The following is a 26,994-nucleotide window of genomic DNA, read 5'->3' as shown; positions in this document are numbered from 1 at the left end:
GCCGCCGGTCCCGGGCGGACGAACCGCTCGGGACCGGCGGACGGGCCGCCCGGCCCGCCGGTGGGATCACCGGCGGCCCGGGCGGCGAGGCGTCACGGGGTGCAGAGGACCACGCTCAGCGAGCTGTACTCGCAGACCAGCAGCGAGACCTGGCTGCCCGTGGCGAGCTCACCGAAGGACTCCTCGGCCGGGGTCTCCATCGCCTGAAGGTCCAGAAGCGCCATGATGGTGTTTCCTTTCTGGGACGGTAACCGGAACCCGTTGCTCCGGCTGTGTGTTGAGCGGTGGTGGTGCTACGGCCCCTGAAGGAGCCGGTCGGTGGGGCCGCTCGCGCGGCCGGGTCGCGCCACCGGTGGAGCGGTGGCGGCGAGGAAGGGAAGCGTGGTGGCCGGGCCCGGTGGGGCGCCCGGGGCGGTCCCGAGGGCGGCGCCCAGGGCGAGCAGGCAGCCGGCGGTCCCGGTGGCCAGGTCCATCGACAGCCGCATCAACTGCTCACCGGGGAAGGCGAGTCCGCCTCCGTAGGCGAGGGCGTGACCGGCGAGCAGGCGGGTGTGGAGCCGGACGGCCCGCTCCCGGGTCTCCGCGCCGCACAGAGGTGTGGCCGCCAGGTGCATGAGGAGTCCGGCCGAGCCGCGCAGCAGTCCGGGCTGGACGTAGAAGGCGGAGAGCGCGGCCGGGAGCAGGGCCCGGCCCGCCGCCTCCAGCTCCGCGTCGCCGGGGCGGTGGGCGAGGTAGGCGTCGATGACGGCCGCTATCCCGGCGCTGCCCGCTCCGAGGTAGGGCATCAGCCGCTTGCCCTCGACGACGAGGAGTTCGCCGTCGTCGCCGGCCCGGCACCGGTCGAGGTCGCGCCGGAGGGCGGCGGCGGCCACGTCGAGCAGGGCGGGGTCCCCGGTGGTGGCGTACCGGCGGATCAGCAGCAGGGCGACTCCGGTCGCGCCGTGCAGGAGGCCGGTGCGCGGGGACGGCGGGCCGTCCACCAGGGCGCGTACGGCGAGGGCGGTGCAGCGCCCGGCGGCCGCGGCGAGCGCCGGGGCCTCGGTGGCGGGGGCGGTGCGGGCCAGGTCGTCGAGGGCGAGGCCGATACCGGCGTACCCGCTGTGGAGTCCGGGTGCCAGGCCCTCCAGCGGCTGGTCCAGGACGATCCGGACGAGGTCGGCGGCCTCGGCGGTGCGGCCGATCCGGTTCAGCGTCCAGGCGATGCCGGTGAGCCCGTCGTAGAAGCCGAGCGGGGAGCCGGAGGCCGGGTCCTTGGCCTGCCGCACCAGCCACTCCTCGGCCGGCTCGCAGCGCGGGGCGCCGGTCTCGTGCAGGGCGTAGAGCACGCCCGCGGCGCCGTACGCGAAGGACTGGCCGCCGGTCGCGGTGGCGAACTGGGCGATGTCGCCCGGGAAACATCGGTCGTCGCGGTCGGGCGTACAGGAGGCGGCGATGGCCCGGGCCATCGCGGCACGGCTCTCCGGCCAGTCGCCGGGGTCGGGCGGGAGCGTCCGGGAGGCGTCGGCCCCCGGCGCCGTACCTGCGCCTGTGCCTGTGCCCGTACCGGTGCTCGCGTCCGTACGGGAGGCGAGATCGGCAGGGGAGGCGGGGTCCCTACGGGAGGAGGCGCCCGTGTCCGTCCCGGCTGCCTCCGCCCCGCGCTGGATCTCCTCGACCGCCGGCCGCAGCCGCTCCTCCCCCACCGGGAAGACGCGGGCGATCTCCCGGGCGAGGCCCGCCGCCTTCATGCGGTCGATGCCGAAGAGCGTGGTGAGCGGCAGATAGAGCGCGAGCCGGAGGCAGGCGAGCGCGTACCGGTCGATGTCGGTGCCGCGCCGGTCGGGCGGGGCCACGAAGGCCGGGTTGGCGACGATCTGGCGGCGGCGGTCGGCGGCCGGGGAGGCGGCCTCGAAGTCGAGCAGGGCGATCCGCCCGGACTCCTCGTCGACCATGACGTTGCTCATGTGCAGATCGCTGATGACGATGCCCCGGGCGTGGACGGCCTCGACGGCGCGCTCGACCTTCCCGTACACCTCCTCCGCCCACGCCACATGTCCGGCGAGCAGCTCGGGGGCCGGGTTCTGCCGGGCGAGCGGGAAGCGGCGGGCGAAGACGGTGTTGAGGGTGGTGCCCGGCAGATACTGGAGGACGAGGAAGTGGTGGCCGCCGACCTCGAACGCGTCGCGCACGGCCGGTACGCACTCCAGCCCCGCCAGCCGCTCCAGCGCGGTGCGCTCCCGCTCCAGCCGGGCGACGGCGTCGGCCCCGTCGGCGGCGAGCCCGGCGTACGGGCGGGCCTCCTTGAGGACGACCTGCTCGCCGGTGCGGCTGTCGCGGCCGAGGTAGACCCCGCCACCGTTGGAGAAGTGCAGCGCCTTCTCGACGGTGTACGGAAGATCGCCGAGGCCGACGGCGGCGCGGGCCTCCAGGTGCGGGCGCAGGAAGTCGGGCGGGGTCACCCAGGCGGGCACCCGGAAGGCCGGGCCCCGGTCGTCGGGGACCAGCCGCCCCTGCGGATCGGCCACGGCGGGGACGGGCCGCCCGTCGGGGCCCGTGCAGAAGCGGGCGGCGAACGCCCCGTACCGCGTGTGCACGGGCCCGTCGCCGCACCGCAGGTCGCTCAGGATGTACGGGCCGTGCTCGCCCTCCAGCAGCTCCATCAGCGCGGCGCACACCTCGGGGAACGTCTCCTCGGAGTGCGGGTACACGGTGATGAACTTGCCGCTGCCCGCCCGGTCCGCGTACTTGGAGTTCCGCAGGGCCAGCAGGGCGGGGGACGGTATGCACTTGAAGGGCAGCCGGCGGGCCAGACAGTGGGCCGCGACCCGCTCCAGCACCGATTCCGCGTTGTCGGCGGCGGCCGCTATGTGGAGCTTCCACCCCTGGGCCGGCAGCCGCAGCCCGTCCGGGCTGAAGGAGAGCCAGTCACCGCGCCGGGAGCGGGTCCACCCCTCGGGGGCCCCGCCGCGGACGGGAGCGTAGAACGCCCGCTCCTCGGCGCCCGCTTCGAGGGAACGGTGGGGTGCGTCGTAGAAGCGGCGGTCCGCCTGGCAGTACGCGGCGTACTCCGGATTCACGACATTCCCTTCGCTCGGCGTTGCGTGGCGAGAGAGAAATTGTCATAACGATGAGCGTCACCAATAGTCACCGATGTCACGACTCATACATGCGCGCGATCCATGCGGAGCGCATCGCCCACCGGTGACTTCCCAGCTACGGCCCGGGGCGCGCGCCGGGCGCATTCAGCCCGCCGCGCGCACCAGCCCGTCCCCCGCCGCCGTCCGGAAACAGAGCACGGACCGTCCGTCCCGGCGGCGGCGCACCAGCCCCGCGTCCGGCGGACCCCGACCTTGGCCCTGGCACCGGGGCTGCGGGCGGGAGGACCCTCGGAACAACGGACTTCGGAACAGCGGACTTCGGGACAGCGGACTTCGGGACGGGGACGCTCCGGACGGGAACACTCGGGGCCGGATCCCTCCGAGCCGAATCCCTCGGGGCCGAATCCCCCGGGGCCGAATCCCCCGGGACAGGGGACGGACCCGGCGGGCAGACTGCACGGGGACGGATCATCCCGTACGCGGGATGAGCAGGAGACGAAGGAGACGACGACCTCGTGACCAGCCAGAACACCCCCGACTCCGCCGAGCACGCCGCGACCGGGAGCCCCGGGGCCGAGGGTGCCGCGCGGAGCGCGCCGCGCAGCCAGCGGGAGGCCATGCTCGCGGGCGAGCTCTACCTCGCCGACGACCCGGAGATCGCGGCGGACGCGCTGCGCTCGGCGCTTCTGACCGAGCGCTTCAACGCCACCTCGGCCGCCGACCCCGAGGCCCGCCGCGCGGCGCTGGCCGAGCTGCTGGGCGAGCTGGGCGAGGGCGCCGAGATCCGCCCGCCGCTGCGGGTGGACTACGGCCACCAGATCACGGTCGGCCCGCGTACGTTCGTGAACTTCGGGGCGGTGTTCCTGGACGTCGCCCGCATCACGATCGGCGCCGACGTCCAGATCGGCCCGAACGTCCAGCTCCTCACCCCGACCCACCCGATCGACCCGGAGCCGCGCCGGGCCAAGTGGGAGGCGGCGGAACCGATCACGATCGGGGACAACGTGTGGCTGGGCGGCGGGGTGATCGTCTGCCCGGGGGTGAGCATCGGGGAGAACACGGTGGTCGGCGCGGGGGCGGTGGTCACGAAGGACCTGCCGGCGAACGTGGTGGCGGTGGGCAACCCGGCCCGGGTGATCCGGAAGATCGGGGAGGAGGGGGACGGGAAGGCTCCGGCCCCTACGGCCTGACCTTCCGGGCGCGGCCCCGCCGGGCCGGGACCGGGCCCGGCCCGGCGCGCCCCGGGGCCGGCGCCCGGCCGCCCCGCGCAACCACCGCGCCTCGACGGCCGCCCCGGGCACCACCGCCCCTCGGCGGCCGTCCCGGCGTCGGCGCACCCCGTGCCCCCGACCCACGCACCGGACCCGCCGCGCCGCCTACCCCCACGCCACCCGGCCCGCCCCGCCGCTCACGTCCCCCTGAAGCCGCCCCCGTACCCCTACGCCCTCCGCCAGGCCTCCGTGGCGCACCCGACCTCGAAGTGCCACCACCCCTCGTCCTGCCCCCGGACGAGCAGCGCCTTGATCGCCCGGAAGTCCGCACCGCCCGGCACCGTGAGCGCCACCAGCGGAAAGTCCGCGCTGAACACCTCGCCGCCCAGCCCGAACGGGGAGAACCGCTCGTGCACGGCGCGGGCGTCCCGCCCGAGGGGGCCGTCCGGCACGGGCAGCACGCGGACGGTGCAGTTGCCGGAGTCGGCCACCCGCCCGGTGGCCCAGTGCACCCCGTCCGCGTCGGTCGTGAACCGTACGGTCTCGCCCTCGGCCACCCCGTCCTGGAGGAACGGCACGTTGTCGACGCGGGCGGTGTCGGCGCTCAGCCGGGTCGCCCACAACCCCTCGGTGTCGTACGGCAGCCAGTCCTCACGCGGGACGAAGCGGAACCAGACCTTGATCCGTCGGCCGACGCCCGGGGGCGGGGGCTCAGCACGGGCCGGGCGCGGCGCACCGGCGTCGGGCGAACTCATGGCCCCATGGTCCCCCGTACGCCGCACCCCCGCGCGTCCGGGCCCCGGGCGGGCAGCGACGATCACCGCCCGCGGACGGGCCGTCGCTTCACGAAGTCGACGAACACCCCGGCCGCCCATGAACCCGGCGCACAACTCTTGACGCGTACAGGCCCATCGGGGAAACATCACCGTAACGAGAGAGCGCTCTCTCACCTCTCCCCACGGGCGCTCTCCCGCCCGTCCGTCGTGCACACGCAACCACGACCCAGGAGACGTACCTTCATGCCTGTTCCCCCCACAGCACCCCACTCCGGCGCCACTCCCCGCAGGCGCCGCCGGTCCAGGGCCCTCGGCTTCGCCGCGCTCGCCGTGTCGCTCCTCATGGCCGTCCCCACCGCCCAGACGGCGTTCGGCGAGGAGGCCAGGGACGGCCAGGAGATCCAGGCCGTGCCGGGCGGCGGTGACCTCGGCCCGAACGTCCATGTCTTCGACCCGTCGACGCCCGGCATCCAGGGCAAGGTCGACGAGATCTTCAGGAAGCAGGAGTCGGCGCAGTTCGGCCTGGACCGCCACGCGCTGCTGTTCAAGCCGGGCACGTACGACGACATCAACGCGCAGATCGGGTTCTACACCTCGATCGCCGGGCTCGGACTGCACCCGAACGACACCACGTTCAACGGCGATGTCACGGTCGACGCGGGCTGGTTCGACGGCAACGCCACCCAGAACTTCTGGCGTTCGGCCGAGAACCTCACCCTCAACCCGGTGAACGGCACCAACCGGTGGGCGGTCTCCCAGGCCGCGCCCTTCCGCCGGATGCACGTCAAGGGCGGGCTGAACCTGGCGCCCGACGGCTACGGCTGGGCCAGCGGCGGCTACATCGCGGACAGCAAGATCGACGGCGAGGTGGGACCGTACTCGCAGCAGCAGTGGTACACCCGCGACAGCTCCGTCGGCGGCTGGACCAACGGCGTCTGGAACATGACCTTCTCGGGCGTCGAGGGCGCCCCGGCCAACAGCTTCCCCGAGCCGCCGTACACCACGCTCGACACGACGCCGATCTCCCGGGAGAAACCGTTCCTCTACCTCGACGGTGACGACTACAAGGTCTTCGTCCCGCAGAAGCGCGAGAACGCACGCGGTGTCTCCTGGGCCGACGGCACCCCGCCCGGCGAGTCGATCCCGCTGGATCAGTTCTACGTCGTGAAGGAGGGGGCGGACGCGGCCACCATCAACGCGGCCGTGGAGCAGGGCCTGCACCTGCTCTTCACTCCCGGCGTCTACCACGTGGACGAGACGATCACCATCGACCGCCCGGACACGGTGGCCCTCGGCATCGGCCTCGCGACGATCATCCCGGACAACGGGGTGACCGCGATCAAGGTCGGTGACGTGGACGGTGTGAAGCTCGCGGGGCTGCTGGTCGACGCGGGTCCGGTGAACTCGGAGACGCTGATCGAGGTCGGCCCGCAGGGTGCCTCGGCCGACCACGCGGCCAACCCGACCTCGCTCCAGGACGTGTTCGTACGGATCGGCGGCGCGGGCCCCGGCAAGGCGACCACCAGCATCGTCGTCAACAGCGACGACGTGATCATCGACCACACCTGGGTGTGGCGGGCGGACCACGGCGAGGGCTGGGGCTGGGAGACCAACCGGGCCGACTACGGCGTCCGCGTCAACGGCGACGACGTCCTGGCCACCGGACTCTTCGTCGAGCACTTCAACAAGTACGACGTCGAGTGGTACGGCGAACGCGGCCGCACCATCTTCTTCCAGAACGAGAAGGCCTACGACGCCCCGAACCAGGAGGCGATCCAGAACGGCGACACCAAGGGGTACGCCGCCTACCGGGTCGACGACTCCGTCGAGCAGCACGAGGGCTGGGGCATGGGCAGCTACTGCTACTACAACGTCGACCCGACCATCGTCCAGGAGCACGGCTTCAAGGCCCCGGTGAAGCCCGGGGTGAAGTTCCACCACCTGATCGTGGTGTCCCTGGGCGGCAACGGCCAGTTCGAGCACGTGATCAACGACATCGGCGCCCCGACCTCGGGCACGGAGACCGTCCCGTCCCAGGTGGTGAACTTCCCCTAGCGCCGACCGCCGAGGGGAGTCGTACGGGAGCGGGGACCGGCTTGCCGAGGGGCGCCGGTCCCCGCTCCACCGCGTCCGGGCCCTCACGTACGCCCGCTCCGCCCTCCCTTCCCCGACACGACGGGCGGGGACCGGTCGGCCTGTCGGGGCGGAAGGAACGGGGACGGCCCCCGCCCCGGGGGTCCGGGTGGGGGCCGTCTGGTGGGCTCGTACGGGCGGGGGTCAGCCCTCGCCGGTGAGGTCGATGGTGACCGTGCGCTCCGCCGGGGTCTTGCCGGTGAGGGCGGTCTTCATCGCCTGGGCCACGTCGTCCGCGCCGACCGGGTGCTGCTTGCCGTCGGCCTTGACGGCGGTGATGCCGTCGAAGACGCCGTCCAGCAGGGTGGTGATCGCCTTCTTGTCGTAGACGTCGACCAGGCGGCCGTCGACGGCCTTCATGGAGAGGATCTGCGGCAGCGACCTCGCCGGGCCGAACTGGATCTGCTTCGGGCCCGCCTTGATGGTGATCAGGTCGGACATCGCGGGCTCCGCGAACTCCTTCATCGCCCGGGTCAGTTCGGCCTGGGTGATGGTGGGTTCCCGGGTGGCGACGGGGAGTTCGACCACCTTGGGGCGGCCGGTCTGGACCTGCGCGCGGTAGGCGTCACGGACGGAGATCAGCGACTGGCCGACGTCCAGGGTCTTGCCGGGCTTGCCCGGGACCGCGATCGCCTTGTTCGGCTCGAACCGGATCGTGCCGTCCTGGGACGAACCGGCGGTGCCCGCCAGGTCGTTCAGGGCGACGCCGAGCTTCTCCTCGTCGACCGGGATCACCGGGTCCGCGGTGCGCGCCCCGCCGAAGAGCGAGCCGATCACCGAGACCGGGTTGTAGTCGCTGCCCGCGGCTCCGCGCACGGTCTCCTGGCTGTCCAGGGTGAGACCGGCCTTCTCCGGGTCCAGCTTCTCCTCCTTGCCGTCCACGGAGAGCGACAGCGGGGCCCGGGAGCGCTCGCCGAGAGCGGCGTCCAGCTTGACGACCGCCTCCTCCTTCGTGCCGCCGCCGATGTCGACCCCGAGCACCGTGGTGCCCTTGGGGACCTCGGAGTGGTTCAGGAGGAGTCCGGCGCCGTAGGCGATACCGAGCAGCACGACCGCGGCCACCCCGAGGAGGACCAGCTTGGAGCGGCCCTTCCTGGCGGGGGGTGCGGGCGTCGGCGCCGGGCGCGCGGCGGCGGGGCGGGGCGTCTTGGGCGCGCCCGGGCCGTCGGGACCGTCCGCGAACGGGTCGTTGCCGCCCGGGAAGGGGCTGCCGGAGCCGCCCGGACCCCCGGGGAAGGGGCCTCCGCCCGACCCCGGCCCGCCCGGGAACGCGCCGCCGGGGCCGTCCGGCCCGCCCGGGAACGTCGAGCGCGGCTCGCTGGGCACCACGGGGATGCCGCTCGTCAGCGTGTCGCCCGAGACATGGCCGCCGGGGCCCGTGTCGGGCGCCGGGGACTGCGGCGTCAGGATCGCGGTGTCGTCGGAGAGCCGGGGCGGTACGCCGCCGGGGGCGCCCGGGACCATCGGGCCCGGGCCGCCGAGTCCCGGGATGCCGTCCAGGTCGGGCGTGAGGGACGAGGTGCCGGTGACCGGGCCCGTCGTGGGGCCGGCCGGTCCGGGCCCACCGGGCCGGCCCGGGCCGTGCGCGTGGACACCGGGGTCGGTCGTGGAGCGGGGACCGCCGCCGGGGGCCTCGGCGCTGTAGCCGTCCAGGGCGCTGGCGGGGACGCCCGGGCCGGACGCGCCCAGGCCCGGGATGCCCGAGCCGGGTGTGTCCGGGCCGGGGATGCCGGAACCGGGCGAGCCGGGTCCGCCGCCGGGGCGCGGGTCGGCGTCGGAGAAGTACGGCAGGTCGGGACGCGGCCGGGTGCCACCGTCGGGGCCGGACGCGCCGGGGGCGCCCGGGCCGCCGGAGCCGAGCGGGCCCGCGCCGGTGGAACCGGAACCGGGCATGCCCGCTGAACCGGAGGCCGGTGCGGGCGCCGGGGCCGGGCTCTTGCGCGGGGCGAACCAGTCGCTCCCGGTCTTCGCCTTGGCCCCTTCCTCCGCGGCGGCGGGGCCGGAGGCCGGCGAGGCGGAGGGATCGGCGGAACCGCCGCCGTCCCCGGCGCCACGGGCGTCCCGTGCCTGGGCCGCGGACGAGGCCGCCGCGGCACCGCCCGTCAGACCCGACGGCGCGGCCGGCGGTGTGCCGGGGCGCGGGGTCGAGCCCGTGCGCTCCGCGTCGGGGCGGCCGGTGGCGAGGTCGCTCTCGGCCATCGGCGTCCGCATCACGACCGGCGGGATGGGGCGCGACCCGGGGATGTTGATCCGGATGCGCGTCGTCAGCGTCGTCTCGGTCTTCGGCTCTTCGGGCCGGGGCGGATCGACGGATTCCGGGGACTCGTCCGAGCCGGCCGCCGACGAATACTGGCGGGATCCGTACGGCGGCGTACCCGACGGGTACGCGGCTCCACCGCGCCCCTGGGGCCCGGAGGACGAACTGTCAGTTTCACGACTCAAAGCAGGTTCTCCCGATTGGCTCCGCCGCCCGTACTTCCCCCATGCCGCAGGCCAGGGGACGGCTCGGCGCGCGCACCACCATACTGGCCGCCGCCGCAGGACACTCCGCGACCGGGGGAAACCTCCACGTCGGCATCACACCTGTGGGGGGCATTCCGGGCGCGGACTTAGCACTTCAGATACCGGACCGGCCACGAGGAGTGGCTGATTGCGGCACCTTGGAGGTCGTGGCACACATCACAGCCACGGCCGTTCCGCCGAGCATGAAGAGCGCCAGGCCGAGTTCGTCGCCGAAGACGTAGTCGCCTTCCGGCCGGCCCGACAGCAGCAGGAACACCGTGACGAACCAGCCGACGGCGGGCGCGAGCGCGCCGATCTGGGTGCCGGTCAGGATGCGGCCGCCGTAGAAGAGGCCCGCCGAACCCGCCAGGGCGATGATCAACCCGCCCGGGAACCAGGCGGCTTGGAGCAGCGTCCCGGCCAGCGCCACGAGTGCGCCGAGCACCGCGAGCCCGAAGTAGGCAGCGATCCGGGCCGGGTTCGGGCGGCCGGTGAAGCCGACGCCCGCGGGGACCTGGGACGGCGTGCCCGTACGCGGGGTGCCGGTGCGCGAGGCCGCCTCGCCGCTGCCGGGCACTCCGGAGCGCGGGGCGTTGCCGCTGTCCGTCGCTCCGGAGCGCGCCGCTTCGGAGCGGGTCGCGCCGGAGGCCGGTGCGTCGCCGCCCGCCGCACGGGCGCGATCACGGTCGCGGCCCGGTCCCCCGCCGCTCCGCCCGCCCTTGCCGTTCCGCCCGCTCATGCGCCCGCCCCCGATCCGGAGGCCGGACCCGATACGGAATCCGGCCCGCCGCCCGAAGCGGAACCCGACGCCGGGCCCCGTACGGCATCGGCCCCGGCCTCCGCCCCCGGCGCCACACCCCGTACGGCATCGGCACCCGTCCCGGGCTCCGGCGCGGTCGCGGTCTCCGCCTCCGTCACCCCCGCGAACAGGTCGTCCTCGCGCGCCCCGGTCCCGGCCGCCGGGACGCCCCGGACCAGTTGGTAGTACTCGGTCGTCAGGAGCGGCTGGCCCAGGTCGTTGGAGAGGGCGAAGAAGGGGCCCTCGTCGGCCAGCGCGATCTGGGTCGCATGGGCGCGCATCGCCGCCGCCTTCGCCCCGGCGTACGCCGATCCGTCGATCTCGGCCGTGATCCCGTCGCCGTCGACCACCCCGGGGACGTCGTCGACCGCCGCGATGCCCGGGAAGGCGTCGGGGGCCGTCGCGCGGAGGTGCGCGAAGGCAGCCTCCACCACCGGCCGCTCCGCACGGTTCCAGTAGACCTTGGCGACGGTGTGCGGGGCGCCGGTGCCGTACGCCGGGTCGGCGGCCAGCCCGGTGGCGCGCATGGCGACCCGGTGGGCCTGGATGTGGTCGGGGTGGCCGTAGCCGCCGTCGGGGTCGTAGGTGACCAGGACCTGGGGGCGCACCTCCCGGATGATCTCCACGAGCGGGGCGGCGGCCTCGTCCACGGGGGTGGCCCAGAAGGCGCCGGGGCGCTCGTTCTGCTCGGTGCCCATCATCCCGGAGTCCCGGAACCGGCCCGGCCCGCCGAGGAACCGGTGGTCGGTGACGCCCAGTTCCTTCATCGCCGCGGCCAGCTCACCCACCCGGTACGGACCGAGGGTGTCGTCGCGGTCGGCGGCGAGATGGGCGAGGGCGGGCGGGATGACCTCGCCCTCCTCGCCCAGCGTGCACGTCACCAGCGTGACGTGGGCGCCCTCGGCCGCGTACCTGGCCATGGTGGCGCCGTTGTTGATCGACTCGTCGTCCGGATGCGCGTGCACCAGCAGCAGACGGCGGGCGGGGAGGTCCTTCATGGGGACCACCCTACGAGCCCGGCGGGCCCCGGTGCCCCCCGCTCCCCGCCGACGGCGTCAGCGCGGGCGTACCCGGGCGGAATGCGGGTACACGCGGTCGGAAGGCGGATACGGACGGATGCGGACGGTCAGAACTTGATACTCCCGATCATCCCCGCCACGTTCGACGTCAGGTCCGAGATGGTCGGCGCGACGGACGAACTGGCGATGTAGAACCCCAGCAGCATGCAGATCACCGCGTGTCCGCCCTTCAGTCCGGATTTCCGGATCAGCAGGAAGACGATGATCGCCAGCAGCACCACCGCCGAAATCGAGAGCGCCACGGCGGTTCACCTCCATCAGTACGGTCGGGACGGGGATACACGGGTCGACGGGTTCTTACCCACCGAGCGCTACGGATCATAACTATCCGTGCCAACGCATTGATCGGGGCACAGCAGCACGAGGGGCGCACGAACCGCTGCGCGGAGCTAGGTTCGAGGCCATGACCTCACCGAAGCCGTCCTTTCCCCGCCAGCACGCACGGACCCAGCGGTTCACTCTCGGCGCACCGAGAGCCTTCACCGTCTCACCGGATGAGACGCGGGTGATCTTCCTGCGCTCCACCTCGGGCACCGACCGCACCAACCGCCTCTGGGTGCTGGACCCGGCCTCCGGGCAGGAGCGGCTGGTCGCGGATCCCGAGGCGCTGCTGGGCGGTTCGGCGGAGCGGCTGTCGGCCCAGGAGCGGGCCCGGCGCGAACGGACCCGGGAGGGGTCGGCCGGGATCGTCTCCTACGCGGTGGACGCGGCGGCCGAGTTGGCCGCCTTCGCGCTCTCCGGGAAGGTGTACGTGGCCGAGTTGCGGGCCGGGACCGCGCGGGCACTGCCGGTGCCGGGACCGGTGCTGGACCCGCGCCCCTCCCCCGACGGCCGCCGGATCGCGTACGTCTCCAAGGGCGCGCTGCGGGTCGTGGACGCGGGGGGCGAGGGCGACAGGGCGCTGGCCGAGCCCGAGGAGGCCCATGTCACCTACGGTCTGGCCGAGTTCGTGGCGGCCGAGGAGATGCACCGCTTCCGGGGCTTCTGGTGGTCGCCGGAGTCGGACCGGCTGCTGGTCGCGCGGGCCGACGACAGCGCCGTACAGCGGTGGTTCATCGCGGATCCCGCGCACCCGGAGCGGCAGCCGGCCGAGGTGGCCTATCCGGCGGCGGGGACGCCCAACGCCGAGGTGCGGCTCTTCGTGATGGACCTGGAGGGGGCCCGTACGGAGGTGGTCTGGGACCGGGCGGCGTTCCCGTACCTGGCCCAGGTGCACTGGTCCGCCGCGGGCGCCCCGCTCCTCCTGGTGCAGGCCCGCGACCAGCGCAGTCAGCGGTATCTGGCGGTGGACCCGGAGTCCGGTGAGACGCGGATCGTCCATGTGGACGAGGACCCGGTCTGGCTGGATCTGTTCGGCGGGGTGCCCGCGTGGGCGCCGGACGGGCGGCTCGTACGGATCGCGGACGAGGGCGGGGCGCGGGTGCTGGCGGTCGGTGACCGGCCGCTGACCGGGGCCCAGTTGCACATCCAGGCGGTGCTGGACATCGGGGAGTCGGACATCCTGGTCTCCGCCGTGGCGGGCGAGGAGGCGGTGGCTCCGGAGACCGGGGAGAGCCATGTGTACCGGGTCAACGAGCTGGGAATCGAGCGGATTTCCGAGGGGGTGGGTGTGCACTCGGCCGTCCGCTCGGGCGAGCTGACCGTACTGGTTTCGGCCACCCCGGACACGCCCGGATCGGCCGCCTGGGTCGTCCGGGACGGCAAGCGGCTGGTCCGGATCGCGAGCTTCGCGCAGGAGCCGGTGCTCTCGGCACACGTGACGCTGACCGAGGGGGGCGCACGGCGGATTCCGTGCGCCGTGCTGCTTCCGTCGGGGTACCAGGAGTCGGACGGTCCCCTTCCGGTCCTGATGGATCCGTACGGTGGGCCGCACGGCCGCCGCGTGGTCGCCGCCCACAACGCGCACCTCACCTCGCAGTGGTTCGCGGACCAGGGTTTCGCGGTGATCGTGGCGGACGGGCGCGGCGCCCCGGGCCGCTCGCCCGCCTGGGAGAAGGCCGTTCGGGACGACTTCGTCCTCACCCTGGACGACCAGGTCGAGGCCCTGCACGCCCTGGCCGGGCGGTTCCCACTGGATCTGGACCGGGTCGCCATCCGCGGCTGGTCGTACGGGGGTTACCTCTCCGGTCTGGCGGTGCTGCGCCGCCCCGACGTCTTCCACGCGGCCGTGGTGGGCGCCCCGGTGACCGACTGGCGGCTCTACGACACCCATTACACCGAGCGCTATCTCGGGGACCCGGGCGCGCAGCCCGAGGTGTACGCGTACAACGCCCTGATGACCGACGACGGGCTCGCGCACGCGGCCGAGCAGGTGCGGCCCATGATGATCGTCCACGGGCTCGCGGACGACAACGTGGTGGTCGCGCACGCGCTGCGGCTCTCCTCGGCGCTGCTGGCGGCCGGACGGCCGCACGAGGTGCTGCCGCTGAGCGGGGTGACCCATATGACGCCCCAGGAGCAGGTGGCGGAGAACCTGCTGCTGCTCCAGGTGGACTTCCTCAAGCGGTCGTTGGGGCTGTCCCGCGGCTGAGGACCGTCGTGGCGGCCTCGCGGCGGAAGGCCGTCGGGGGCGGGGCCGACCGGCCGGAGCGACACGACGACGCCCCGGCCGGCCCACGGCACCCGCACGGCCGTACGCCGTTCAGCTTGGAACGTCCGTATATCGGTGTGACGTCGGCGGAGTTGCCTGCCTGTTAACGAATCCCCCACGGGTTCCCCGGCCGCCCGACCGGTTCTCCCGGCGTCCGCCGGTCTCCGGTGTCAGACAGCTCACAGCCCGTGGAGGCGGTGCCTCCGCTGTCGGCGCGCAGGTGGGAGCTAGGTTTCCGTACCGACCGAAAGACCACCCGTACGGGGGAATCCCATGACCAGGAACATCCGTGGGCCGCTGCGCCTCGCCGCCGCCCTGACCGCGTGTAGGCCGTCCTCGCCGCGCTCGGCCCGGCCGTGCAGGACATCGAGGCCGGCCGGCACTGCGGCACCGGGAGCTGACCACCTGCCACCGCGGGACACATGAACGGGCCCGCCCCCTGCGACAGGGGGCGGGCCCGTTCGTCCGCGCGGGGCCGTCAGCCGGCGACGTACGCCCCCGGTAGGCCGAACGTCCGTTCCTTGCCGGTCGTCCGGTCCACCGGCGACACCGCGTCCTGCGTGTAGGCCGGCCAGCCGCCGTCCGTGTGGCGCAGCGCCCGCAGGGTGCCCGTCCCCTCCAGCGACGGCCGCCGTGGAGGTGCCGTCCTGGGTCTGGACGCCCTCGACGCGGGACGCCTGAGTCACTGGGCACCCTACTCAACGGTCACCCCCGGCCTCAGCCCCGCCGCCGCCTCAGGGCTCCGGGGGCCCTTCCCCGGCGTCCGGCTCGCGCAGTTCCTCCGCCGGACGTCCCGCCGTCCCCAGCTCCCCCTCCGGCGGCACCACCCGCTTCTCCTCCGCGAAGTGGCACGCCGAGTCGTGCCGGGCCGGGCTGTCCACCAGCCGGAACTCCGCCGGGACCGCCAGCAGCGGCACCTCCAGCTCGCACCGCTCCTGCGCCTTCCAGCAGCGGGTGCGGAAGCGGCACCCCGAGGGCACGTTGGCGGGCGAGGGCACATCGCCGTGGAGGATGATCCGCTCCCGGTGGGCGCGCGCCTCCGGGTCCGGTACGGGGACGGCGGAGAGCAGCGCCTGGGTGTACGGGTGGGTGGGGTGGTCGTAGATCTCCGCGTCGGAGCCGATCTCGACGATCCGGCCGAGGTACATGACCCCGACCCGGTCGGAGATGTGCCGGACGATGGAGAGGTCGTGGGCGATGAAGACGAAGCTGAGGCTGAACTCCGCCTGGAGCCGGTCCAGCAGGTTGACGACCTGGGCCTGGACGGAGACGTCGAGCGCGGAGACCGGTTCGTCGGCGACGATGATCTCCGGGTTGAGCGCGAGGCCGCGGGCGATGCCGATGCGCTGGCGCTGACCGCCGGAGAACTGGTGCGGATAGCGGTTGATGTACTCCGGGTTGAGCCCGACCACGTCCAGCAGGTCCTGCACCTTCCGGCGCCGGCTGCCCTTGGGGGCGACCTCGGGGTGGATCTCGTACGGCTCCCCGATGATGTCACCGACCGTCATGCGCGGGTTCAGCGAGGTGTACGGGTCCTGGAACACCATCTGGATGTTGCGGCGTACGGCCTTGAGGGCGCGGCCGGAGAGCTTGGAGATGTCCTCGCCCTTGTAGCGGATGGCCCCGGCGGTGGGCTTCTCCAGGTGGACCAGCATCCGCGCGACCGTGGACTTGCCGCAGCCGGACTCCCCGACGATGCCGAGGGTCTCGCCCGCGTGGAGGTCGAAGTCGACGCCGTCGACGGCCCGGACCGCGCCGACCTGCTTCTTGAAGAGGACGCCCTGCGTCAGCGGGTAGTGCTTGGCGAGGTCCCGCACTTCGAGGATCGGCTCGCCCTCGACGTACGGTCTGCGGCTCTCCCCCGCCTTGGAGAGCAGCGTCGAACCCCCTTCGCGTGCCTCGCGGTCAGCGTCCATCGAGCGTCTCCTTCCAGAAGTGGCAGGCGCTCCGGCGCTGCTCGTCCACCTCGTAGAGCGGCGGCACATCGGTGCGGCACACGTCCCTCGCCATCGGGCAGCGGGGGTTGAACGCGCAGCCGGGCGGGATGTGCAGCAGGTTGGGCGGCAGGCCCTTGATCGCGTACAGCTCGCGGCCCTTCTGGTCCAGGCGCGGGATCGACTGGAGGAGGCCCTTGGTGTACGGGTGGGCGGGCGCCTTGTAGATCTCGTGGACGGGGGCGGTCTCGACGATCCGGCCCGCGTACATCACGGCGATCTTGTCGGCCACGTCCGCGACGACGCCCAGGTCGTGGGTGATGAGGATGAGCCCCATGTTCAGCTCGCGCTGCAGCTCCGCGAGCAGGTCCATGACCTGGGCCTGGACGGTCACGTCGAGCGCGGTGGTGGGCTCGTCCGCGATGATCAGGGACGGTTCCAGGGCCAGCGCCATGGCGATCATGATGCGCTGGCGCATACCGCCGGAGAACTGGTGCGGGTACTGGCCGACCCGCTCCTTCGCCGCCGGGATGCGCACCCGGTCCATCAGCTCCACGGCCTTGGCCCTGGCGTCCTTGCGGGACATCCCGCGGTGGACGACGTACATCTCGCCGAGCTGTTCGCCCACGGTGAGGACCGGGTTCAGGGAGGAGAGCGCGTCCTGGAAGATCATGGCCATCTCCTGGCCGCGGATCTTGCGCCGCTCCTCGGGCTTGAGCTTCAGCAGGTCCTGGCCCTTGAAGAGGATCTCGCCGCCGGCGATCTTCCCGGGGGGCATGTCGAGGATGCCCATGACCGCCTGGGCGGTGACGGACTTGCCGGAGCCGGACTCCCCGAGGACGGCGAGCGTCTCGCCCTCGGCCACCGAATAGTTGACCCCGTTGACGGCCTTGGCGACGCCTTCGCGGGTGTGGAACTCCACGTGCAGATCGCGCACTTCGAGCAACATGGCAACCGGCTCCTCAGCGCAGCTTGGGGTCGAGGGCGTCGCGCACCGCGTCGCCGAGCATGATGAAGGCGAGCACGGTGATCGCCAGCGCCCCGGCGGGCCAGAGCAGCATGTGCGGGGCGTTGCGGATGTAGTTGGCGGCGGCGGAGATGTCGATGCCCCAGGAGACGGCCGGGTCCTTCAGGCCGACGCCGAGGAAGGACAGGGTCGCCTCCAGCGAGATGTACGTGCCGAGCGCGATGGTCGCCACGACGATGACGGGCGCGATGGCGTTCGGGGTGATGTGGCGCAGCAGCATCCGGGAGTTGGAGGCGCCGAGCGCGCGGGCCGCCTGGACGTAGTCGTTCTGTTTGGCGGTGATCACCGAGCCGCGGGCGATACGGGCGATCTGCGGCCAGCCGAGCAGGATGATGAAGCCGACGACGGGCCAGACGGTGGAGCTGGTGACGACGGAGAGGAAGACCAGGCCGCCGAGGACGACGGGGATGCCGAAGAAGACGTCGGTGAGGCGGGAGAGGATCGAGTCCCACCAGCCGCCGAAGAAGCCCGCGAGTCCGCCGAGCAGGGAGCCGAGGAGGGCGACGCCGAGGGTGGCGCAGACGCCGACGGTGACCGAGGTGCGGGTGCCGTAGACGACCCGGGTGTAGACGTCGCGGCCCTGGGGGTCGAAGCCGAAGGGGTGGCCGGGTTCGGAGCCCTTCTGGGCGTCGTCCAGGTTGGCCTGGAGAGGGTCGCCGCTCGCGATGAGCGAGGGCCAGATCGAGATGACCACCAGGAAGAGGATGACCAGCGAGGAGATGATGAAGACCGGGTTGCGCCGCAGGTCGCGCCAGGCGTCCGACCAGAGGCTGCGCGGCTTCCCGGCGGGACCGGTGCCGTCGGGGCCGCCCGGGGTCTTCTCCAGGGTGGTGCCCTCGGCCATGGCGAGGTCCGTCGCGCCGCCGGCGCCCGCCTGGGAGATCGCTTCGTCCGGGGTCTGCGGCTCAGGCATAGCGGATCCTCGGGTCGAGTACGGCGTACAGGAGGTCGACGATGAGGTTGGCGGCCAGGAAGACGAGCACCAGGATGGTGACGAACCCGACGACGGTCTGCGAGTTCTGCCGCAGGATGCCCTGGTAGAGCTGGTAGCCGACGCCGTGGATGTTGAAGATCCGCTCGGTGACGATGGCCCCGCCCATCAGGGCGCCCACGTCCGTGCCGATGAAGGTGACGACGGGGATCAGCGAGTTGCGCAGCAGGTGCCGTACGACGACCCGGCGCCGGGGCAGCCCCTTGGCGACGGCGGTGCGTACGTAGTCGGCGCGGGCGTTCTCGGCGATCGAGGTCCGGGTGAGCCGGGTGACGTAGGCGAGCGAGACCGAGGCGAGGACGAGACCGGGGACGAGCAGCTCGTCGAAGGTGGGGTCCGGGGAGACCGAGGGCTTGATGATGCCCCACTTGACGCCCAGGAGGAGCTGGAGCAGCAGGCCGGTGACGAAGGTGGGGACGGCGATGACGATCAGGGTGAGGATGAGGACCGTGGTGTCGACGGGGCGGCCGCGGCGCAGCCCCGTGACCACGCCGAGGCTGATGCCGATGACGATCTCGAAGACGATCGCGACGATGGTGAGCCGGATGGTGATGGGGAAGGCGGTGGCCATCAGCTCGGTGACCTTCTGCCCGTTGAACGCGGTGCCGAAGTCGCCGGTGAAGAGGTTCCCCATGTAGGTGAGGTATTGCTGCCAGACCGGCTTGTCGAGGCCGAACTCGGAGCGCAGCTGGGCGGCGGTGGCCGGATCGCACTGGCGGTCGCCGCAGAGGCCCGCGATGGGGTCGCCCATCACGTTCACCATGAGGAAGATCAGCAGCGTGGTGCCGAAGAAGACGGGGATCATCTGCAGCAGCCGCCGGATCACATAACGTCCCATGAGGGGCTCCGGGGGTCGGGGCGGACAGGCCGGATGGGCGGGTGGCCGGGGCGCGCGTCGGGCGCCCCGGCCACCGGGTGTCAGCTGACGCCGGTGCGGGTCACTTGACGGTGATCTCCGTGTAGACCGGCACGCTGAACGGGTTCAGCTCGACGTTGTCGACCCGGTCCGAGTAGCCCGCGCTGCCGTTCTGGTACCAGAGCGGGATGGCCGGCATCTGCTCGACGAGCACCTTCTCGGCGTCCTGGAAGGTGGTGATCGCCTTCGCCTTGTCCGTCTCGGCGTTCGCCTGGTCGACCAGGTCGTCGAACTCCTTGTTGGTCCACTTGCCGTCGTTGGACGAGGCGTTGGTGTAGTAGAGCGGCTGCAGGAAGTTCTGGATCAGCGGGTAGTCCATCTGCCAGCCCGCGCGCCAGGGGCCCGTCAGCTTCTGGGTGGAGACCTGGCTGCGGAAGTCCGCGAAGGTGCCGATCGCGCCGCCGACACAGGCCTGGTTGTTGCCCATGACGTTGTTGATGCTGTTGCAGACGGCGTCGACCCACTCCTTGTGGGAGCCGGTGTCGGCGTTGTACGAGATCTTCAGCTGGCCGCCGGGGATGCCGCCGCCCTCGTCGATCAGCTTCTTGGCCTCGGCCTTGTTGTACTCGCACTCCTTGCCGCACAGCCCTTCCTTGAAGCCGCCGTCCTCGCCGAGGACCGGGGAGGTCCAGTCGGTGGCGGGGGTGCGGGTCTTCTGGAAGATCTGGTCGGTGATCTGCTTCCGGTTGATCGCCATGGAGAGGCCCTGCCGGACCTTGCGGGCGCCGTCGGTGTCCCATTCCTTGTCGTAGAACGGGAAGGCGAGCGTCTGGATGATGCCGGCGGGGGTGTTGATGTACCGGTCGCCGAGGTCCTGCTCGACGTTGCGGAGCTGGGAGGCGGGCACGTCGTCGACCAGGTCGAGGTTGCCCGAGGTCAGCGAGGTGTAGGCGGTGTTGTTGTCGGTGAAGACCTTGAGGTCGACGCCACCGTTCTTCGCCTTGTCGTCGCCCGGGTAGTCGTCCCAGCGGCGCAGGTTCATCGAGGAGCCCTTGGCGTACGACTCGACGGTGTACGGGCCGTTGCCGATCGGCTTGGAGAGCCAGGCGTCGTGGTCGTCGTAGAACGCCTTGGGCAGCGGCACGAAGGCCGAGTAGCCGAGGGTGTCGGGCCAGAGGGAGAACTTCTGGCTGAGCTTGGCGGTGAACGTCAGGTCGTCGACCACCTTGAGGCCGGAGAGGGTCTCGGCGGAGGCGGTGCCGGACTCGGGGTGGACCTGGTCGTAGCCCTCGATGTACTGGAAGAAGTAGGCGTTCTTCTGGTTGTTCTTCAGTGCCGCGCCGTAGTTCCAGGCGTCCACGAAGGACTTGGCGGTCACCTTCTCGCCGTTGGAGAAGGTCCAGCCGTCCTTGAGCTTGATCGTGAAGTTCTGGGCGTCGTCGGAGTCGATGGACTCGGCGAGCATGTTCTGTGCCTCGCCGGTCTTGGGGTCGTACCGGACGAGTCCCCGGAAGACCATGTCGAGGACCTTGCCGCCCTGCACCTCGTTGGTGTTGGCGGGCTCCAGCGGGTTCTGCGGGTCGCCCCAGGAGGAGCTGACGATGCCGTCGGCGCCGCTGCCGCCGCTGTCGTCGCCCCCGCCGCCGCAGGCCGTCGCTGCCAGGGCGACCGCCACCGCACAGGCGGCCCACCGGGTCCGTGTGGCTCCGCGCATGAAGTGCCTCCTAGAGTCATCGAGTAGCTCAATGCCTCATATCACCCCATACCGCCACGTATCGCATGCGGGCTTACCCCGTACGGGCACGGGCCCGGCCGGACGCACCGCCCTCCCGGCCCCCGACGCACGGATGCCCGGCCCCCTCGGAGGGGGCCGGGCATCCGGCGTACTGCTACCGGGTTCGGTCACGCCGCGTGGACGACGTCCTTCTCCTCCGCGAAGTGGCACGCCGACTCGTGCGCGGCCGGGCCGCCCGCCGCGACGAACCGCTCGGGGATCGCCAGCAGCGGCATCTCCGTGGCGCAGCGCTCCTCCGCCTTCCAGCACCGGGTGCGGAAGCGGCAGCCCGAGGGCGGGTTCGCCGGTGACGGAACGTCACCGGTGAGGATGATCCGCTCGCGGCCCTCACGGGCGGAGGGGTCCGGCACCGGCACCGCGGAGAGCAGCGCCTGGGTGTACGGGTGCGTCGGGTGGTCGTAGATCTCCGCGTCCGTACCGATCTCGGCCATCTTGCCGAGGTACATGACGCCGACCCGGTCCGAGATGTGCCGGACGATGGACAGGTCGTGCGCGATGAAGAGGTAGGAGAGGTTGAACTCGTCCTGGAGCTTCTCCATCAGGTTGATGACCTGCGCCTGCACCGACACGTCGAGCGCGGAGACCGGCTCGTCGCAGATGATGATCTCCGGGTTGAGCGCGAGGCCGCGGGCGATGCCGATGCGCTGGCGCTGACCGCCGGAGAACTGGTGCGGATAGCGGTTGATGTACTCCGGGTTGAGGCCGACGACGTCCAGCAGCTCCTGGACCTTGCGCCGGCGGTCGCCCTTGGGAGCCACCTCGGGGTGGATCTCGAAGGGCTCCCCGATGATGTCGCCGACCGTCATGCGCGGGTTCAGCGAGGTGTACGGGTCCTGGAACACCATCTGGATGTTCCGGCGCACGGCCTTGAGGGCGCGGCCGGACAGCTTGGTGATGTCCTGGCCCTTGTAGAAGACCTCGCCCGCGGTCGCCTTCTCCAGCATCATGAGCAGCTTGGCGACGGTGGACTTGCCACAGCCGGACTCGCCCACGATGCCGAGCGTCTCGCCCTGGTAGAGGTCGAAGGAGATCCCGTCCACGGCCTTGACCGCGCCGATCTGCTTCTTGAAGAGGATGCCCTGGGTCAGCGGGAAGTGCTTGACCAGGTTGCGCACCTGGAGGATCGGCTCGCCCCGCTCGACCGGCGCCTCGATGGCGGCGACGGCCTCCTCTTCGGTGGTGACGGCGACCGTCTCCACCTCGGTGACGTTAGGGGTGGCGTCCACGGACTCCTTGTCGAGCTCAGCCATGGATCGTCTCCTTCCAGAAGTGGCACGCGCTTCCGCGGCCCGGCAGGTCGGTGCCGTCCCGCTCGGTGACCGGGTGCAGCGCCGGGATCTCCGTACGGCAGATGTCCTGCGCCTTGGGGCAGCGGGGGTTGAACGCGCAACCCGACGGGATACGCGTCAGGTTGGGCGGCAGGCCCTTGATCGCGTAGAGCTCCTGGCCCTTCTGGTCCAGCCGCGGGATCGAGTCGAGCAGACCGCGCGTGTAGGGGTGCGACGGGCGGCTGTAGAGCTCGTGCACCGGGGCGGTCTCGACGATCCGGCCCGCGTACATCACGGCGATCTTGTCCGCGACGTCGGCGACCACGCCGAGGTCGTGGGTGATCAGGATGAGCCCCATGTTGAACTCGCGCTGCAGCTCCGCGAGCAGGTCCATGACCTGGGCCTGGACGGTCACGTCGAGCGCGGTGGTCGGCTCGTCCGCGATGATCAGGTCGGGCTCCAGGGCCAGCGCCATGGCGATCATGATGCGCTGGCGCATACCGCCGGAGAACTGGTGCGGGTAGTCGTCGACCCGCTCCTTCGCCGCCGGGATGCGGACCCGGTCCATCAGCTCGATGGCCTTGACCCTGGCTTCCTTCTTGGACATGCCCAGGTGGACCCGGAACATCTCGCCGAGCTGGTAGCCGACGGTCAGGACCGGGTTCAGCGAGGAGAGCGCGTCCTGGAAGATCATCGCGACACGGCGGCCACGGATCTTGCGGCGCTCCTCCTCGGACATGGTGAGCATGTCCTGGCCGCGGAAGAGGATCTCTCCCTGCGGGATACGGCCCGGAGGCATGTCCAGGATGCCCATGATCGCCTGGGCGGTCACGGACTTGCCGGAGCCGGACTCACCGAGCACGGCCAGCGTCTCGCCGGCGTCGACGGTGTAGTTGACCCCGTTGACCGCCTTGGCGACACCCTCGCGGGTGTGGAACTCGACGTGCAGGTCCCGCACTTCGAGCAGCGGGCCCTGGTGTCCGTCGTCGCTGCGGGGAGCGGGGACGTTCGCGGTTTTTTCGATCGTAGTCACGTACGCCTCCCTCAGCGCAGCTTGGGGTCGAGGGCGTCGCGCACCGCGTCGCCGAGCATGATGAACGCCAGCACGGTGATGCTGACGAAGCCGGCCGGGAAGAGCAGCGGGTGGAGCGACTCGCGGATGCGCCCCAGCGACTGGTTGATCATGACGCCCCAGGAGATGGTCGGCTCCTGGATACCGACACCGAGGAAGCTCAGCGTCGCCTCGGCCGAGATGATCACACCGAGCGAGATGGTCGCCAGCACGATCAGCGGGGTCAGGGCGTTCGGCAGCACGTGGCGGAACATCAGCCGGCCGGTGGAGGCGCCGAGCGACCGGGCAGCGGTGACGTAGTCGGACTGCTTGGTCTGCATGGCGGTGGAGCGCATGATACGGGCCATGCTCATCCAGCCGAGCACGGTGAGCGCGGTGAGCACGCCCCAGATGCCGCCGATGCGGAACCCGTCGTCGTCACGGAAGCTGTTGAGGATGACGATGGCGCCGACGAGGAAGGGAATGCCCATCACGATGTCGATGCCGCGCGAGATGATCGCGTCGATCCACTTGCCGTAGAACCCGGCGACGAGGCCGAAGACCAGGGCGATGAGGGCCGAGCCCACGGTGGCGAGGACACCGACGGTGATCGAGGTCCGGGTGCCGTAGATCGTACGGGCGTAGACGTCGCAGCCACGGGCGTCGTAACCGAACCAGGCGTCGGCGCTGGGCTTCTGCAACGAGCGGCCCAGTTCGCACAGTTGCGGGTCGGCGCTGGCGAACAGCGACGGGAAGGCGGCCATCGCGACGAGCACCAGGATGATGCCCGAGGGGATCAGGAAGAGCGGCCGGCGCACCAGGTCGCGGATGGCGTCCTGGAGAAGGCTGCGCGGCTTGGCCAGCTCCTTCGCAGGGGCCTTGGTGCCCGCCGCCGATGCGGCCTTGGCCTCCTCGGCGGACTCCGGGGCTGCGGAAGTCTTGGTTGCGTCAGGCATAGCGAATCCTCGGGTCAAGCACGGCATAGAGCAGGTCCACGACGAGCGCCATCACCACGTAGACGATGACGAGGAGGGTCACGAAACCGACGAGCGCCGGTCCGTCCTCGATCTGGATCGCCTTGAAGAGGTTGTAGCCGACACCGGGGATGTTGAAGATCCGCTCGGTGACGATGGCCCCGCCCATGAGCGTTCCGAGGTCCGCGCCGAGGTAGGTGACCACGGGGATCAGCGAGTTCCTCAGGACGTGGATCCCGGTGATCCGGGACGGGGAGAGGCCCTTCGCCTTGGCCGTACGCACGTAGTCCATCCGCAGGTTCTCCGCAACGGAGGCTCTCGCGAGGCGTGCGATGTAGGCGAGCGAGACGGAACCGAGGACAAGGCCGGGCAGAAGGTAGCTGACGAAACCTTCGTTGGTCCCCGAGACGGGGAAGATGCCTGCCTTGACGCCCAGGAAGATCTGGCTGACCTGCCCGAGGACGAAGATCGGGATGGCGATGACCGTCAGCGTGGAGAGCAGGACGAGGTTGTCCAGGAACTTTCCGCGCCGCATGCCCGCCATCACACCGGCGGCGACACCGATGATCGTTTCGAAGACGAAGGCGATACCGGCGATGCGGAGGGTCTCCGGCCACGCGTCGGCGATCATCTCGCTGATGGGACGGGAGCCACTGAGGCTCGTCCCGAAATCACCCTGGACCAGACCCGCGAGGTAGTAGCCGTAGCGGATCGGCAGGGGGTCGTCCAAGTGGTACTGCGCGGTCAGCGCAACTCTGATGCTTTCCGGAACAGGACGCTCTCCGTACAGGTTCTGTACCGGGTCACCGCCCATGGCGGTGACGAGAGCGAAGACCAGAAAGGTGGTCCCGATGATGACCGGGAGCATCTGGAGCAGCCGTCTTGCGACGTAGCGGCCCATGGTTCCTCCTCGTGGGAACGACGGGGGGCGGATGTGGGTCCGCCCCCCGTCGTCAGGCCCTAATTTTTGACTACTGCGTCACGCGGGACGCAGGTCAGGACTTCTCGACCTTGGTGAGTTCAACCTGGTTGAACAGGTTCATCTCGACGTTCTTGACGTTGGTCGAGTGACCGAAGACGTTCTTGCCGAAGCGCAGCGGGATCACCGGCATGTCCTTGGCGAGGATGTCCTCGGCGGCCTGCCACTTCTGGATGGCCTCGGCCTCGGTCTTGGCCTCGCGGCCCTCCTGCAGGAGACGGTCGAAGTCCTTGTTGCTGTAGCCGTAGTAGTTCGAGGAACCACCGGTGCTGTACAGCGGGCCGAGGTAGTTCTCCATGGACGGGTAGTCCATGATCCAGCCCATGCGGAACATGCCGGAGAACTTCTTGTTCTCGACCTGCGTCAGCAGCTCGGCGAACTTCGGCACGGCCTGGCTCACGCAGTCGAGACCCAGGTTCTTCTTGAGCTGGTCACACGTGGCGTTGATCCACTGCTCGTGGCCACCGTCGGCGTTGTGACCGATGTTGATCTTGTTGCCCTCGATGCCACCGGCCTCGGCGAGCAGTTTCTTGGCGGCGGCGGGGTCGAACTTGCACGCCTCGCCACAGGTGTCCTCGCGGTAGCCACCCACGACCGGGGAGACGAAGGAACGCGCGGAGGACTGCGAGTCCTGGAAGACGACCTTGATGATCTCGTCACGGTCGATGGCCATCGAGATGGCCTTGCGGACGCGCGCGTCGCTGTACTTCTTGTCGTACGTCGGGAAGGCGACGAACTGGAAGGTGGAGGCCTGCGACGTCTTGAAGCGGTCGCCCAGCTCGCCCGGGGCGGTGCCCATGACCTCGGTCGGGATCTGGTCCACGATGTCGAGGTTGTTGGCGAGCAGGTCGTTGTACGCGGTGTTCTGGTCCTGGAAGATCCGGAACTCGACCGAGTCGACCTTCGGCTTGTCACCGAGCTTGTAGTCCGCGTAGGCCTTGACCTTCACGAACTTGTCGTGGTTCCACTTGCCGTCCATCTGGAACGGACCCTGGCCGATCGGGGCTTCCTCGTACGCCTTGAGGTCGGAGAGCGCCGACTCGGGCATCGGGTAGAAGACCGTGTAGCCCAGGACGGACTTGTAGCCGGCGAACGGGGCCTTGAGGGTGATCTCGAAGGTCTTCTCGTCGATGACCTTGAGGCCGGACAGCTCCTTGGCCTTCGGCTCCTCGGCCTTCTTCGGGCCCTCCTCGCCGTCCGGGTCGACGGGGTTCATCTCGTCGTAGCCCTGGATGGTGCCGAAGAAGTAGTTGCCGTCGGCGGCGTTGGGGCCGTAGGCACCCCAGTTCCAGGCGCCGACGTAGTCCTTGGCGGTGACGGGCTTGCCGTCGTGCCAGGTGGCGTCCTTGAGCTTGACCGTCCAGACCTTGTTGTCCGGGCTCTCGATGGACTCCGCGGCGGCCAGAACCGGCTGGTTCTTCGCGTCGAAGTCGACCAGCGGGGTGAACAGGCCCGACAGGACCTGCGAGCCACCGGACTCGGTGGTCGACTGCGGCACGAGGCGCTTGGGCTCGGCGATGTTCATGCTGAACCCGCCGCCGCCGGAGCTGCCCTTGCTCTCGTCATCGCTACCGCCACCGCCACAGGCGGTCGCAGCCAGGGCGACGACTATCGCGCACCCGACCATCTTGGAACCACGCATGGGTTCTCCTCCTCAAGAGTCCACTTTTGATCACTGCAAGAGGGGCACTGATACGTCGCCGACACCCCTGACGGCGATGAACAGTGACCCCGAAGTGTGCTCGTGAGTCGGCGCTCCCCACAGCGCGTGACCCATTGACCCGAGCTCAATGGAGCCAACTATTGAGTACGGCCGGGCCGTAAACCACACTTAAAGGGTCTCGGTTTGACAACATCAGCGGCTCCCGGAAGCCCGAAATCCGGACAAAGTGATCCTAGACAGACGCCCGCGAAACGGACTGTTAACGCAACTTCCGGAGCACGGCGGTCGC

The 26,994-nt window shown here is 71.1% G+C and carries 20 protein-coding genes; 3 read left to right on the top strand and 17 right to left on the bottom strand.

Annotation, left to right across the window (positions count from 1 at the left end):
• Nucleotides 1-92: 92 nt before the first annotated feature.
• Together ACQ9ZG_RS22860 and lanKC are read right to left on the bottom strand one after the other, a co-directional pair.
• Nucleotides 93-224: a SapB/AmfS family lanthipeptide gene (locus tag ACQ9ZG_RS22860; RefSeq protein ID WP_015611153.1), complete on the bottom strand. Its 132-nt coding sequence runs from the start codon at nt 222-224 to the stop codon at nt 93-95.
• A gap of 69 nt (nt 225-293) precedes the next feature.
• Complete coding sequence (gene lanKC, locus ACQ9ZG_RS22855; RefSeq protein ID WP_499281178.1) at nt 294-3,056, bottom strand: class III lanthionine synthetase LanKC; 2,763 nt, start codon at nt 3,054-3,056, stop codon at nt 294-296.
• 638 nt (nt 3,057-3,694) lie between these two features.
• Here lanKC and ACQ9ZG_RS22850 point away from each other — a divergent pair.
• Nucleotides 3,695-4,267, top strand: coding sequence for a sugar O-acetyltransferase (locus ACQ9ZG_RS22850; RefSeq protein WP_050451250.1), 573 nt, complete (start codon nt 3,695-3,697; stop codon nt 4,265-4,267).
• Nucleotides 4,268-4,515: 248 nt separating this feature from the next.
• On the opposite strand, the gene ACQ9ZG_RS22845 is transcribed toward ACQ9ZG_RS22850, so the two are convergent.
• Nucleotides 4,516-5,043: a DUF4265 domain-containing protein gene (locus ACQ9ZG_RS22845; RefSeq protein WP_181398338.1), complete on the bottom strand. Its 528-nt coding sequence runs from the start codon at nt 5,041-5,043 to the stop codon at nt 4,516-4,518.
• A 264-nt stretch (nt 5,044-5,307) separates the two neighbouring features.
• On the opposite strand from ACQ9ZG_RS22845, the gene ACQ9ZG_RS22840 reads away from it, so the two are divergent.
• A complete protein-coding gene (locus ACQ9ZG_RS22840; RefSeq protein WP_109916821.1) occupies nt 5,308-7,119 on the top strand; it encodes a pectate lyase-like domain-containing protein in 1,812 nt (603 codons plus the stop codon).
• 222 nt (nt 7,120-7,341) lie between these two features.
• Here the strand turns inward: ACQ9ZG_RS22840 and ACQ9ZG_RS22835 are convergent, their stop codons facing one another.
• From ACQ9ZG_RS22835 to ACQ9ZG_RS22820, 4 genes are all read right to left on the bottom strand, one after another.
• On the bottom strand, nt 7,342-9,639 hold the full coding sequence (locus tag ACQ9ZG_RS22835; protein ID WP_499281177.1) for a hypothetical protein: 2,298 nt from the start codon (nt 9,637-9,639) through the stop codon (nt 7,342-7,344).
• 175 nt (nt 9,640-9,814) lie between these two features.
• Complete coding sequence (locus tag ACQ9ZG_RS22830; protein WP_386698873.1) at nt 9,815-10,276, bottom strand: DUF6113 family protein; 462 nt, start codon at nt 10,274-10,276, stop codon at nt 9,815-9,817.
• A gap of 158 nt (nt 10,277-10,434) precedes the next feature.
• On the bottom strand, nt 10,435-11,496 hold the full coding sequence (mshB, locus tag ACQ9ZG_RS22825) for an N-acetyl-1-D-myo-inositol-2-amino-2-deoxy-alpha-D-glucopyranoside deacetylase (protein ID WP_109916243.1): 1,062 nt from the start codon (nt 11,494-11,496) through the stop codon (nt 10,435-10,437).
• A 128-nt stretch (nt 11,497-11,624) separates the two neighbouring features.
• Nucleotides 11,625-11,819: a hypothetical protein gene (locus tag ACQ9ZG_RS22820; protein ID WP_018490263.1), complete on the bottom strand. Its 195-nt coding sequence runs from the start codon at nt 11,817-11,819 to the stop codon at nt 11,625-11,627.
• Nucleotides 11,820-11,980: 161 nt separating this feature from the next.
• Between ACQ9ZG_RS22820 and ACQ9ZG_RS22815 the strand changes: the two genes are divergently transcribed.
• Complete coding sequence (locus ACQ9ZG_RS22815) at nt 11,981-14,107, top strand: S9 family peptidase (RefSeq protein WP_109916242.1); 2,127 nt, start codon at nt 11,981-11,983, stop codon at nt 14,105-14,107.
• A 794-nt stretch (nt 14,108-14,901) separates the two neighbouring features.
• On the opposite strand, the gene ACQ9ZG_RS22810 is transcribed toward ACQ9ZG_RS22815, so the two are convergent.
• The 10 genes from ACQ9ZG_RS22810 to ACQ9ZG_RS22765 all read right to left on the bottom strand — a co-directional run bounded on the left by ACQ9ZG_RS22810 (nt 14,902) and on the right by ACQ9ZG_RS22765 (nt 26,684).
• Entirely contained in the window at nt 14,902-16,083 is a 1,182-nt protein-coding gene (locus ACQ9ZG_RS22810; RefSeq protein WP_109916241.1) for an ABC transporter ATP-binding protein, read from the bottom strand.
• On the bottom strand, nt 16,073-17,050 hold the full coding sequence (locus ACQ9ZG_RS22805; RefSeq protein ID WP_028416216.1) for an ABC transporter ATP-binding protein: 978 nt from the start codon (nt 17,048-17,050) through the stop codon (nt 16,073-16,075). The genes ACQ9ZG_RS22810 and ACQ9ZG_RS22805 overlap by 11 nt, the downstream gene beginning before the upstream one ends.
• A gap of 13 nt (nt 17,051-17,063) precedes the next feature.
• Nucleotides 17,064-18,041, bottom strand: coding sequence for an ABC transporter permease (locus ACQ9ZG_RS22800; RefSeq protein ID WP_099220517.1), 978 nt, complete (start codon nt 18,039-18,041; stop codon nt 17,064-17,066).
• On the bottom strand, nt 18,034-18,957 hold the full coding sequence (locus tag ACQ9ZG_RS22795; protein WP_028416214.1) for an ABC transporter permease: 924 nt from the start codon (nt 18,955-18,957) through the stop codon (nt 18,034-18,036). Before ACQ9ZG_RS22795 ends, ACQ9ZG_RS22800 begins: the two co-directional genes overlap by 8 nt.
• A 100-nt stretch (nt 18,958-19,057) precedes the next feature.
• The gene (locus ACQ9ZG_RS22790; RefSeq protein ID WP_109916240.1) at nt 19,058-20,689 is read right to left on the bottom strand and encodes a peptide ABC transporter substrate-binding protein; all 1,632 of its coding nucleotides are present in this window, start codon (nt 20,687-20,689) and stop codon (nt 19,058-19,060) included.
• A gap of 188 nt (nt 20,690-20,877) precedes the next feature.
• Nucleotides 20,878-22,020, bottom strand: a complete 1,143-nt coding sequence (locus ACQ9ZG_RS22785) for an ABC transporter ATP-binding protein (RefSeq protein ID WP_028416212.1) — start codon at nt 22,018-22,020, stop codon at nt 20,878-20,880.
• Nucleotides 22,013-23,071 carry an ABC transporter ATP-binding protein gene (locus tag ACQ9ZG_RS22780; RefSeq protein ID WP_028416211.1) on the bottom strand — a complete coding sequence of 353 codons (1,059 nt, stop codon included), beginning with the start codon at nt 23,069-23,071 and terminating at the stop codon, nt 22,013-22,015. The genes ACQ9ZG_RS22785 and ACQ9ZG_RS22780 overlap by 8 nt, the downstream gene beginning before the upstream one ends.
• Before the next feature lie 11 nt (nt 23,072-23,082).
• Complete coding sequence (locus ACQ9ZG_RS22775) at nt 23,083-24,045, bottom strand: ABC transporter permease (protein ID WP_018490247.1); 963 nt, start codon at nt 24,043-24,045, stop codon at nt 23,083-23,085.
• On the bottom strand, nt 24,038-24,964 hold the full coding sequence (locus tag ACQ9ZG_RS22770) for an ABC transporter permease (protein ID WP_018490246.1): 927 nt from the start codon (nt 24,962-24,964) through the stop codon (nt 24,038-24,040). Before ACQ9ZG_RS22770 ends, ACQ9ZG_RS22775 begins: the two co-directional genes overlap by 8 nt.
• Nucleotides 24,965-25,058: 94 nt before the next feature.
• Complete coding sequence (locus tag ACQ9ZG_RS22765) at nt 25,059-26,684, bottom strand: peptide ABC transporter substrate-binding protein (RefSeq protein ID WP_018490245.1); 1,626 nt, start codon at nt 26,682-26,684, stop codon at nt 25,059-25,061.
• Nucleotides 26,685-26,994: the final 310 nt, after the last annotated feature.

Origin of the sequence: Streptomyces araujoniae (assembly GCF_050871195.1) — a bacterium.
Taxonomy (GTDB): domain Bacteria; phylum Actinomycetota; class Actinomycetes; order Streptomycetales; family Streptomycetaceae; genus Streptomyces; species Streptomyces bacillaris.
Note: the sequence above shows the minus strand (reverse complement) of the source record. Positions and strands in the feature narration are given on the sequence as shown.